This window comes from Roseivirga sp. BDSF3-8, from assembly GCF_041449215.1.
Taxonomy (GTDB): domain Bacteria; phylum Bacteroidota; class Bacteroidia; order Cytophagales; family Cyclobacteriaceae; genus JBGNFV01.
Map to the genome: position 1 here is coordinate 5,549,838 of NZ_JBGNFV010000001.1, position 11,266 is coordinate 5,561,103.

Consider the following 11,266-nt stretch of genomic DNA (forward strand, 5'->3'; position numbering starts at 1 on the left):
ATGCCTGATAAAATGCACAAACAAGCCCTGGCACTTCAAGTTTTATCACCTATGAGCATTTACCACCTGTTATTCGCATGCATATTTCTCACAGGTATAACCGCCTGCGACAATCTCACCAAAAAATCGGATGCTTTTTCAGAAGACCTTGAGGAGAAGGTTTCCATGATACAATCTGAGATGGGAGCCATAGTAGCCACCGGAGATACAATAAGGCAGCACCTGGAGCATATTCAGAACCTGAAACTGACTGCTCCTGATACATCAGCGGAGGATACGGAGGATATTGAAAATGCCTTACTGGTACTGAGAAGGAAGCAGGAAAACCTCGAAAATGCTTACGGAAGCTTGGTGGACGAGTACCGCGACATACTCGAATCATACCAGGAAGAGAACCTAAGCCAGGAGAATGCGAATGAACAACTCCGCACGCTGGCAAACCGGCCCGCCTCACTAATGAAAAACCACGAAACGCTGCTGAAGGACTTAGTGGAGGTGGAGAAGTATATCGAAGCACTGGAAAGAAAAAGAGAAGAAGGTAAGCAACAGCGCGTTTAATTTTCTTCCTTCAGAGGTTGATCCGAATCCTCCGTCACCACAGTCGTTTCAAAATTTACCGCATGCTTGGCAGGCCTTATCTTTCGGCCTTTATATCTGGTATATACTTTAGTGAACTCTGCACCAATCATTAGTATGACCGTACTGTAAAAGACCCAAAGTAAAATACCAACCAGAGAACCTGCGGCTCCGTATGTCGTCGTAATACTGCTATTAGTGAGAAAAATGCCTATCAGATATTTACCTATAGTAAAAAGGACAGCCGTAACAATAGCTCCCATCCATACATCTCTCCATTTAATACGCACATCCGGCAATGTTTTAAAGATCATGGCAAAGATCACTGTTACCACCGCAAGAGAAATAGCGAAATTAAGGCTTTGCACCAGCACAATGGAAAATCCCGAGTCACCAAGGTTCCAATCGTTCATATAGCTTTTCACCGCCGAAAGGGATGCATCCACCACAAGGGAGACTAACAGGAAGAAGATAAAAATAAGAATGATCCCCAAAGACAGCAGCCTGTCTGTACCGAATTTGACCAGGCCACGCTTTGGCCTGGGCGCTACCCTCCACATGTTATTGATACCTTTTTGCAGAAAGCTGAATACTACCGTGCTCGTAAACAGAATGATGGCAATACTGATTACACTTGCCAGCAGTGAATCTCCATCCACCCCCCTGTTATTCAGAATTTCTATCACCTGATTGGCGCTTTTCGGCCCTACCAGAGAGGTGATCTGTGCCTCAAGCTGACTGGTAATTTGATCACGGCCCAGAAACACGTTAGATACATTCACCACCACTACCAGGAGCGATGGAAGAGAAAAGATGGTAAAAAAGGCTATTGCAGCACTGTATACCACCGGATCATCTTTCTTGAATTCCTCAAAAGTGTCCTTAAGGAGTTTGCCGGTAACTTTTAAAAACTTCACAACATTCTGTTCATTCGTGAATAATCAGGCAGTCAATCTGCTGCCATTGCCGCTCGCAGGCTTTTTCTATACAAACCCGTACAGAAGGGCGGTAAAACCTATTCTTTCAAAGATTTCAGAAAATGGCATTTTACCACATGTTAAAAAATATACTCAAGAAAACATGTGAGTACTAAAAACACCCTTACCTGATTCTGCCTACTAACTGTGAATCAATAGAATATGTTAATCTCACGTGTATTTATTGATTTACAGGCCAGGTATGATTGATTGTTAAAAAAGGAGCATATGCCCGAAGTTTTGCAAATAAATTCAATTCTTACATACCCTGAGCACGTAAATAAACTAGTGATAATTAGAATAGTGCAATTGCCATTTTTTTATTCTCTAAAGCCTGTATATTTCAAATAGTTAAGTAAAGATAAACAGACCTTCATATACACATGGCGAATATAAAGGTAATAAAACAGGTAGTCAGCTGGCTTAAAGACGGATTAGATACCGGACAACCAGGGACTGAAGAGTTTGGAAGTGAGAAGAAGGCACTGACCCTGGCCACCTCGGACAGTCGCCGTAATTATGAGCTTCGATACATACCCCGCGCTTACTCACACAGGATGCTGTATAATGCCCCCGCTGAACTACTGCTGGGTGTTTCCGTACTTACTGTGTTTTTTGTGATGATCGCTCTGGGTATGGTATAAACAAAATAGTTAAGGTGTATGATTTTGATAACGGTCAGGTGTAAAGACCGTAGATGAATGAGATATAAAAGCTATCTGCTGGCATGCGGATAGCTTTTTTTATGCCTCGCTCCCACTTACTTCCACTGGAGAACAAGGAGCTTAATGCATGGAACAATAGCATAAGAAAAGGCTGCCACACGTAATTACTACGATCAGGCAGCCTTAACTGTCTCGGGGATATTAGTTTCTTATTTATTTAAAGGCAATCTGCATATCATCTGCCGCCACTACCTCTTCGAAAAAGGCCCGGGTTTCTTCGAGCTTATCAACAGGCATGTAATCCTGCTTTATTACTACATCCCTTTTTATGATCAGCTTTCGGCCCTTTACATTGAATGTTAGCGAATAATCAGCCATAAAACAATTTATCTTCTTATTCTCAGGCAATTCCAGCAGATTCTTGTCCTCTGGCATGTCTACCTCTATTACCTCGGTAGTTTCGTCATACGCCCAGTACTGCCAGAAGTCCACAGGGTACTTACGGTCCTGGTTAGACAGGAAGTCCACCGGCATTTGCTTCTCATTGTAAGGCACCTGAAAAAGTAGCAGGCTGCTAAGCTGCTTCAGTCCGTTAGACGCACTGTATTCAGTAAGGTAACTTACCGTATCACTGGTAGTCTTCAGGTTTTCATCAAACCTCAGTTTTTTCAACTTCACCCCTGACAAACTGTTACCTATGCTTTCCAGCATATGTTTTTCCTGGCGATCTTTCCCAATATCACGGTAGCTCTGGCGCATCCAGCTGGCATAATCACCCGTTTTTACTGAGCTTACACTTAGGTTCATATCCATACCGTCAAATGCTATCTTCGTTTCACGACTCACGATATTCTTTTTTCTGTTAGCCGGGTCCAGTAACATAGGCTCCTTCTCCTCCTTTTTACGGTACTTGTCTATCTCCAGAACAAAGCTATTACGCAGATTATGATGCACAGAACTAAAGGGGAGATAATCACTGGTAAGTTCTACAAAGTACTCTTCTTCATCCAGCTTAACCTTAGCTATGCAGTGATTAAAGTTGATCGATGGCAGCAACAGGCCATACCGTCCGTTGTCATTAGTATTTACCAGGACAAGGTCAGCTTTCAGTCCAGCTTCCTTACACATAGCAACGAACAATGTACTCACATCCTTACAGTCACCTATTTTAGTATTGATCACCTTGCTGGCCTTTTGAGGGATAAGGCCGCTCTGGCGGAAAGGTATCGAGCTATACCGGATGTTCTTTACGATGTAATCATATATTTTCTTTGCCTTTTCAGTATCAGAAGATGGCTCCTGCTCCCACAACCCAGCCACTGCCTCCTTAACCTCAGGACTTGTTTTGGCCTTAGTCCGGCTTAGTCGCTCATACCACTGGGCTATATAATCCCAGCTTGGCAGAGATGATACATGCAACACTTCACCTACGTCTATAAGCACAGGCATGTAGTCTTCATAGTATACCGCTGGGTTATTTGTTTTTTCCCAGGTATGAAGCTTATAGTCACCGTCATTAGCTATTTCCGGTTTCAGGCTCCTATTATTTTTAACCTCATGGTTAAACTGTACTGAGTTGTGCGTAAGCAATCTGTAACGTGATACCAGGCTGGGATAAAATAAGGTAAAGTAATGCTGGTCCCAGAAGTGTCCCTTGATACCTCCGAAGAAGTAAATTTTCTTACGGAAAGACAGATAAATTCCGTCACCCTCTTCAAGAGCTGTAAACACCACATGGTTCCCCTGTACATCAGCCTTTACATGGCTGCCATCCTTTTTGATTACCTCTGCCTTTTCTATCAAAAAGCTTTCATTACCATAGTACGGTACATAGTACTCCTTCCAGCTATCGATACCGGCGGGGTTAAACACCTTGGCCACCAGGTTATGCCTTTCCTCAGACGCCCCTCCTTCATATACTACTTTAGTTACTTCGTCCAGCAGGATAAGGCTATTATCCTCAGGGTACTTGGCACCCGAGGGCGCATTCTTTAGCAACGCATCTACGTCAGGGTCATCAAACCTGGCAAACATGTCTTCTTTTTCCCCATTAAGCTTACGCAGGCGCTTACGCACCTCATATTCAGTCGGGTCATAAACCAAAGCCTTTTCGTAGGCTTTTTTTGCCTCACTATCCTCGCCTTTTTCTTCGTATATCTTGCCAATTTTGCTGTATGTAGCTGATACAAAGGGAGCTATTGCCAGAGACCTTTTTGCATACTCCAGTGCACGATCATACTCACCTTTACCTGCATACTTTTGAGAGATATTACCAAGATACCCGGTAGCAATAGGGTTTGCCTCTAATAACTTTTCCAGGTAGGCAAAGCCTTTCTTATCATTACCTGCTTCAAAATAGTGGTCTGAAAGCGTGGTGATAGCCTGGTAGTTAAAATTCTCTTTAGCGTACCTATCCAAAAGTTTAACAGCTCCGGTCACATTGCCCTTCATTTCTCTTTCCAGGGCATACTTCATGTTGACCATAGCGTAGTTTTCCGGATACTTTTTATAGGCGCTTTCGGCTAGCTTTACAAGCTCTTCCAGATTCTGGTTAGATGATGCCAGCCTTATTTTATACATTATAAGGGTGATATCCTCATGGTAAGTCTCCTCAAGCTGATTAATAAGATTCCCTGCTTCCTCAATGTCTTTATTGTCAAATGCCTCGTTGATCTTAATTTGAAGCGCAAAATTCGTGGCACCGGGCAGGTTCTTCAGTTTTTCAATAAGCATGCTGGTCTCAGTCTCATTTTCCAGCGTATTGTAAGCCGAAATCAGCCCCAGGTGAACAAAGCTGTTCTGTGGTGCCACCTTAAGGGCTTTTGTTAAAGCTTCCCTGGACTCCTGTCCTTTGCCATTATGATTGAGGGCCTCCGCTAATATCATGTAGTTCAGCAGGTTGGCCGGTTCTTTCTCTATTTTATTATAGAAGAAGATTTCCGTAGGGCTCTTTACTACCACAGCCTTTGTACCAGTACCTTTTGGATAGGTTGCATAGCGTTTGCTAAAGGTAAGATCACTCATCGGCATGCCTTGCTCATTGGTGATTCTAGCCAGGAAGTTCAATGCGCTCAGTTCGCTTTCACCTACCTGAACAAGCAGGCGGTTATTTCCTTTCCTCAAATGAGTGTTGACCACATAGTTATCGAGGTCATTATTCAGTTCCTCTTCTTCTTTCAGAATCAGCTCATCGTTTATCCATACTTTTACTGATCCACTGGTGCCGATCCTAAGCTGTACATCTCTTTCATCAGGGCTATTCACAAAGGACTGGGCAAACACCACCGAGTTGCCATACATAAAATGATAGGTAAGGTCCACCCAACGGTCACGCGTACCGGGCAGATCAATCCACTCTACAGGTGCTCCGTTCTTATTGACAAATTTTGCTGTAGGTTCAGGGTGCGTAATCGGCTCATAGTTATTATCGAATCCACTAGCACTAATATTCTCAAAGACGCCTGCAAGCTGCCACTCCGTAATCGCCCCGATCTTATCAAATTGCTCTTCCGCTTTATCGAACTCATTAATAGCCCGGTAGTGCCTTCCCAGGGTCATCCTAACCAGGCCTTTCAGTTGGCCGGGGGCTTTTTCATCTTCCAGCAGAGACTCGAGCAGCTTCAGGGCTCGGTCATTATTCTTTCCCCCATACTGTATGCCTGTGAGGTCAGTAGTAAATAAAGCCGTAAGGTAGGGATATGGATTATCCGCATTTTCTAAAAAGATATCAAATGCCCCCGCAGCCTTGGCGCTATTCTCCATCACCACGTAGGTAAATCCCAGTCCGAGAGAAGCCTCTTCTATGTTATCTTTTCCTTTTATAGCCGCTTTGAAATATTCTTCAGCTTTGTCCAGCTCATTTAAAGAAAAAGCTGCCCATGCCTGATCCAGGTTTGAGCCTCCTCCGGCAAATGCAGGGGATGTAACCATAGCAGACAAAAGTAAAACCAGGGCAAGTATGAGGCCTCTCGATCTGTCAATAATGCTCATTTAATTAAATTATAGATTGGTTAGTGTTTTGTAAGCAACTGAAAAAGCGCTAAAGCAAGTAATCTTTTCCATAGAGCTATATGGACAAAGCTAAGAAAAAGCCACCTGAATCAGTGGTACATGCAAGGTTATAGAGCATTTTGCATGAGCCATGCAATGCAACACATTAACCTGTTTTTCAAACAGTTACCAAAATCAAATACTAATTCAGCGTAAATCATCGCCAAAGAGACACATTACCCTGCTCAAAGGGTGTGGTAAATCAGGTTCCGCGAAGGCAGCTCAAGAGATCATTTATACATCTTTACTGTAATGTTTGCTATAAAAATCATAAAACCCCACCTTAAAAAATTCAAAATTGGGGTGTATCGTCTATTTCAGGTGAGATTCCAGGCAAGTTTGTTTTATACCTGAACCACACTTAGTGTATCCAGAAATGACTAGCCTGAACTTAAAATTAAACATCCCGGATAAATAATTGCTTTATATCTCGTATCTCAATTTATTATATGCTCAGGCGACTAATACGAAACCCTAAAGACGACCAGCACAAAGAAGAATCAGAATCAAAAAACGCTGATTCTCAAAACGAAGGGTCTGCGGAAGAGAAATCCGCCAAGGTCACCATGGCCAAGGAATACACCGAGATTCTTGATGAGCAACTACAGGTAGCCATACGTGAGCATAAGCGTTCCTGGAAAGGGCTTTTGCTTTCCGGCACCACAGCAGGGCTGGAAATAGGTTTTAGTATTTTTCTAATGGGTATTGTTTGGACCCTTTTTCATAATGAACTGAGTGAGGAAGTACTACACCTTTGGCTTGCCCTCTCCTACCCGCTTGGGTTTATCTTTGTGGTTATTGGCCGTTCAGAGCTGTTTACAGAACACACCAACCTGGCCGTTCTGCCAGTACTGGACAAGCAGGTTTCCTTTAAAAGCCTGATGGTACTATGGAGTTGTATCTTTGGTGGCAACCTTATCGGAGGATATATATTTTCCTTTATCCTCACTGAGGTAGGGCCGGCCCTGGGCATTATTTCTCCAGATGCTTTCGTCTACCTGGCCGAAAAAATGACGGCCTTCTCATCGGAAATCATTCTCGTCAGTGCCATACTAGCCGGGTGGCTTATGGGTCTGCTTAGCTGGCTGGTTACAAGTTCGTCAGACTCTATTAGCCGAATTTTTGTGGTAGTGCTCGTTACCGCTGTTATTGGGTTTGGCAACCTGCATCATAGTATTGTCGGGTCTATAGAAGTGTTTAGCGGAATGCTGATAGGCAACTCTATCAGCGTGCTGGATTATTTACAATTCCAATTATTTACCACATTGGGCAATACACTAGGCGGAGTATTTTTTGTGGCCGTATTAAAATACAGCCACAGCCGATATGTGGAAAAAAAGGAAGAAGAACACGAGCAGAAAAATGAGGGTTAGATAAATTCAGGAGGCTATTTTCCCTCAAGGTGCTTTTTGAGGTCAGAAATACTACGTATACCTAAACTCTCTGCGTCCTGCTCTCGCATCATCATGGCAAATGTGTTATTAAATCCAAGCGGTCCCAGCCACTGGAGTTCGTACTGCTCTGAAAACTGTTGGTTTACATAATCATATACCCTGTTAGGGTCACCCATGATATCCTTCACCTCATCCGGGTTCTCCTGTAAAATCACCAGTAGTCCGGTACCTGTATACTCAGGATAGATGTCTATTTCACCGGTGCGCAGTGCATCAAACACCAGTTTAGTTCCACCAAAGCCCAGCCGCATATCTACATCCAGTCCAGTATAATTTTCCACCAGTATACCCAGCATCTGAGCCAGAATGTAGCTTTCTGTAAAGTTCTTTGAACCTATCAGAATATCAGCTTCACCTTCCCGGCGAATGCCGGTATCGAAGCCCAGGCTATCCAGAAAGGACTTGGCTATATCGTAAGTATCCAATTTCTCCTGGTCTGCCATGTAGTTGAGCCGGATCATTTCCTTATCAGAAATACGTCCCTCCAGCAAGTTAACCGCCTCTTTCAGGTCAGGGTATTTATCCAGGGTTTCCCTGCGTACGAGCGGAGCCGCATAGTAAGGAGGAAAGTAGCTCTTATCATCTTCCAGAGGCCTGAGATCATAAGCCACTATTCGCCCATCTGTCGAAAAACCGCTGATCAGATCTACCTTTTCATTTTTTAAGGCCTGATACATAAGACCGATTTCCAGCTCTACCGTCTCCATGTCTAACCCATAGGTATCCTGCAGGCCCGGGTAACCGTCTCCCCTTTCCATGAACTCACTGGGAAAACCGGCTATAAAGGATTTACTCCCGGATATATTAAGGGTAAAGACCCCAGCCAAAACGGCTACAAGCCCTATGCCAATGATCGCAAATAATTTACCCCTGCGGTGTACAAGCCTCTGTACTAAACCCAGTAGCCCGTCAATGGCCAGCGCAAGCAGTGCAGCAGGAATAGCTCCTGCCATGATCATATAAGTATTATTCAGAGATATTCCACGAAAGATAAACTCCCCCAGCCCACCTGCTGCAATGAGGGCGCATAGCGTAGCGATTCCCACATTAATAACAGCCGCAGTACGTATACCGGCAAAAATGGTAGGCAATGCGAGTGGTAGCTCCACCCTTGAAAGCAATTGCCCCGGAGATAGCCCCATGCCGCGGGCCGCCTCTCTCACAGCAGGGTTTACTTCTGCTATTCCGGTAAAGGTATTACGCACGATAGGTAAAAGAGCATACAGGAACAACGCAATAATGGCAGGCGTTATCCCAATGCCGAAAAATGGAAGTAAAAAGCCCAACAGGGCCACACTGGGTATGGTTTGAATGACATTAACAGCGCCTAGTACAGGAGAAGCTACGCGGCGATTTCGGGAAAGCCAAATACCCAGCGTAACACCAAAAATTACCGCTATGGTAAGGGCTATAAGCGTTAGCCAGATATGCTCGACCAGTTGCTCACCGATTTCCGAACGTTGTTCCCACAAATAAGATAAAAGCCCCTTATTATCCATCACTTTTCCTCCTGTAGCTTTCACGCCAGTCGTAGAATGCCTTCATTAGATCTGGTGCCGTCAGAGAGTATGACACCCCACCTATCATCACAGGTAAAGCTCCTTCCTTCTCAGACCTTTCCAATAGCTCCAGCACCTCAAACACACTTTCTACCTCCTGTACCTTCTGACCTCTAGCCTGATATACGTCTGCTTCCGGCAAATAAGGCGTCAGAGAGGAAGGCTTAACCACCATAAGTTCAAGCCGGAACCTGAAGTCATCGAAAAAGGATCTGACAAAGGTGTTGGTAGGATGGAAAATCATATCAAAAGGGCTGGCCACCTGCTGTATCCTTCCCTGCTCCATAAGGCAAATTCGATCTGCCAGCATAACGGCCTCCGTCATATCATGTGTCACCATCACCATAGTGCGCTTCTCCTGCCGCCGCAGGGTATACAGTGCCTTCTGAAGCTGACGGCGGGTAAGGGGATCCAGGGCACCGAATGGTTCATCCAGTAATACCACAGGAGGATTTGCCGCAAGCGCCCGGGCTATACCCACCCGCTGCTGCTGACCACCGCTGAGGGCATCAGGATAGCGACCTGCAAGTCCGGCATCCAGTCCCGTCATGTTCAGCAGCTCATTAACCCGCTGCCGGATCCTATTTTTATCCCAGCCAAGCAACCCAGGCACAAGACCAATATTTTCCGAAACAGTATAATGGGGAAAAAGCCCTGTGTGCTGTATTACATAGCCTACTTTACGGCGGAGCAGTTCCGGTTTGCTATTCAGTACAGACTGTCCTTCGATCAGTATTTCTCCGAAGTCAGGCTCGATCAGCCGGTTTATCATCTTAAGTGTGGTGGTTTTACCACTGCCACTTTTTCCCAGCAGCACAAGCAGTTCCCCTTCAGGAATATCCAGGCTCAGATTATCTGTAGCACAGACGCCGTCGTATGTCTTGGTGATATTCCGGAGAGAGATCATGCAAACACAGACCTTAATGTAAGAGGAAAAAATATAGCTGGAATTATCGGGCCCGTTATTCGGCCTGGTTCAATAATTTTATACCTGAAGAGAAAAACATGGCTCCTATGATAAAAGGAACAATAGAGCCAAATCGGCTTACGGACAAGCCACCGAATGCTACCTGGCCACCCAGGGCAGCATAACCGCCAAACAAAATTAATCCTGCCCCTATAATGATGAGCAGGATACCTAACACTTTTTTTGTCCTCATTGACTCAGATGTATAAAACACTTATTTGATCGGACAATATACGAATTTTTGCGGTGTGCCGGGATCAGGAGTCCCTCTCTACCTCAGACTCCAGCTTAAGCACTGAGGAGCCGTCATCCTGCTTAATATATAAGGCCTTATTATCGCTATCACCATCACGGGTAATCTCACTGCCATCTATCGTTCGGGTCACTTTTTCAGAATAGGTCTTTTCCACTTCTCCTTTGGCATACCCATTACCCCATTTCCATTTTACCTTATCCCCTTTTTGAATACCCATAACCGATACCTGTTAAAATTAAAAATCCACCTTATTATTCTCGCCGGCTTCGTAACGATTGCCAATTACGAGGGCTTTACCAAGTTTGAACAGCCTCACCATTTTACTGCTGCTACCGTCCCAGTATTCAGCCTCATCTGGTAATACCTTTACAAGTGCCAGACGCGGGTCATCCAATCCATCAGGAAACCAGGCTTTCAGTGCGTCTGTCCATAGCTCCTTGATTTTAGTCTTTTCTGTAACTATTCCAGCCACTCCTGTCACAGATACGTAGCGGTTTTTATCAGGCTCACTATAGGCAAGATTTACTACCGGGTAGGCCTCAAGTTCCTGCACTTTATCCGATAGCTCGTTAGTAAAAAACCAGAAAAGTCCTGAATCATCTATAGTACGAGTACTCATCGGACGGCTTCTGAGATTACCATCAGGCTCCCGGGTTACCATCATACATATATCAATCTTATCCGTCAGTTCACGTACTTTGTCAATATGTTCTTTGTGTAATGACATGTAAAAATGTAGTTAGATCAGTTTGGTAAAAAATC

General features: G+C 44.4%; 10 protein-coding genes. 3 read left to right on the forward strand and 7 right to left on the reverse strand.

What is annotated here, in order from left to right; genetic code table 11:
• Positions 1-51 precede the first annotated feature (51 nt).
• Positions 52-558: a hypothetical protein gene (locus tag AB9P05_RS22515; RefSeq protein WP_371911094.1), complete on the forward strand. Its 507-nt coding sequence runs from the start codon at positions 52-54 to the stop codon at positions 556-558.
• Here the strand turns inward: AB9P05_RS22515 and AB9P05_RS22520 are convergent.
• Positions 555-1,493, reverse strand: a complete 939-nt coding sequence (locus AB9P05_RS22520; RefSeq protein ID WP_371911095.1) for a YihY/virulence factor BrkB family protein — start codon at positions 1,491-1,493, stop codon at positions 555-557. The genes AB9P05_RS22515 and AB9P05_RS22520 overlap by 4 nt on opposite strands.
• Positions 1,494-1,936: 443 nt before the next feature.
• On the opposite strand from AB9P05_RS22520, the gene AB9P05_RS22525 reads away from it, so the two are divergent.
• Positions 1,937-2,197 carry a hypothetical protein gene (locus tag AB9P05_RS22525; RefSeq protein ID WP_371911096.1) on the forward strand — a complete coding sequence of 87 codons (261 nt, stop codon included), beginning with the start codon at positions 1,937-1,939 and terminating at the stop codon, positions 2,195-2,197.
• Between the two features lie 234 nt (positions 2,198-2,431).
• Here AB9P05_RS22525 and AB9P05_RS22530 read toward each other — a convergent pair whose 3' ends face one another.
• Complete coding sequence (locus AB9P05_RS22530; RefSeq protein ID WP_371911097.1) at positions 2,432-6,208, reverse strand: transglutaminase domain-containing protein; 3,777 nt, start codon at positions 6,206-6,208, stop codon at positions 2,432-2,434.
• A gap of 509 nt (positions 6,209-6,717) precedes the next feature.
• Between AB9P05_RS22530 and AB9P05_RS22535 the strand changes: the two genes are divergently transcribed.
• A complete protein-coding gene (locus tag AB9P05_RS22535; protein WP_371911098.1) occupies positions 6,718-7,641 on the forward strand; it encodes a formate/nitrite transporter family protein in 924 nt (307 codons plus the stop codon).
• Between the two features lie 14 nt (positions 7,642-7,655).
• On the opposite strand, the gene AB9P05_RS22540 is transcribed toward AB9P05_RS22535, so the two are convergent.
• From AB9P05_RS22540 to AB9P05_RS22560, 5 genes are all read right to left on the reverse strand, one after another.
• Positions 7,656-9,245, reverse strand: coding sequence for an ABC transporter permease/substrate-binding protein (locus tag AB9P05_RS22540; protein WP_371911099.1), 1,590 nt, complete (start codon positions 9,243-9,245; stop codon positions 7,656-7,658).
• Positions 9,214-10,188: an ABC transporter ATP-binding protein gene (locus tag AB9P05_RS22545; protein WP_371911100.1), complete on the reverse strand. Its 975-nt coding sequence runs from the start codon at positions 10,186-10,188 to the stop codon at positions 9,214-9,216. Before AB9P05_RS22545 ends, AB9P05_RS22540 begins: the two co-directional genes overlap by 32 nt.
• Before the next feature lie 55 nt (positions 10,189-10,243).
• A complete protein-coding gene (locus tag AB9P05_RS22550; RefSeq protein ID WP_371911101.1) occupies positions 10,244-10,441 on the reverse strand; it encodes a hypothetical protein in 198 nt (65 codons plus the stop codon).
• A gap of 64 nt (positions 10,442-10,505) precedes the next feature.
• A complete protein-coding gene (locus AB9P05_RS22555) occupies positions 10,506-10,721 on the reverse strand; it encodes a DUF2945 domain-containing protein (protein WP_371911102.1) in 216 nt (71 codons plus the stop codon).
• Positions 10,722-10,739: 18 nt separating this feature from the next.
• Positions 10,740-11,231 (reverse strand): pyridoxamine 5'-phosphate oxidase family protein, encoded by a 492-nt coding sequence (locus tag AB9P05_RS22560; protein WP_371911103.1) that lies wholly within the window; start codon positions 11,229-11,231, stop codon positions 10,740-10,742.
• Between the last annotated feature and the right edge of the window lie 35 nt (positions 11,232-11,266).

Bases quoted from the DNA above. Each gene is read 5' to 3' on its own strand.
- AB9P05_RS22560 (WP_371911103.1), bottom strand. From the start codon at position 11,231: ATGTCATTACACAAAGAACATATTGACAAAGTACGTGAACTGACGGAT.
- AB9P05_RS22530 (WP_371911097.1), bottom strand. From the start codon at position 6,208: ATGAGCATTATTGACAGATCGAGAGGCCTCATACTTGCCCTGGTTTTA.
- AB9P05_RS22525 (WP_371911096.1), top strand. From the start codon at position 1,937: ATGGCGAATATAAAGGTAATAAAACAGGTAGTCAGCTGGCTTAAAGAC.
- AB9P05_RS22545 (WP_371911100.1), bottom strand. From the start codon at position 10,188: ATGATCTCTCTCCGGAATATCACCAAGACATACGACGGCGTCTGTGCT.
- AB9P05_RS22535 (WP_371911098.1), top strand. From the start codon at position 6,718: ATGCTCAGGCGACTAATACGAAACCCTAAAGACGACCAGCACAAAGAA.
- AB9P05_RS22550 (WP_371911101.1), bottom strand. From the start codon at position 10,441: ATGAGGACAAAAAAAGTGTTAGGTATCCTGCTCATCATTATAGGGGCA.
- AB9P05_RS22515 (WP_371911094.1), top strand. From the start codon at position 52: ATGAGCATTTACCACCTGTTATTCGCATGCATATTTCTCACAGGTATA.
- AB9P05_RS22555 (WP_371911102.1), bottom strand. From the start codon at position 10,721: ATGGGTATTCAAAAAGGGGATAAGGTAAAATGGAAATGGGGTAATGGG.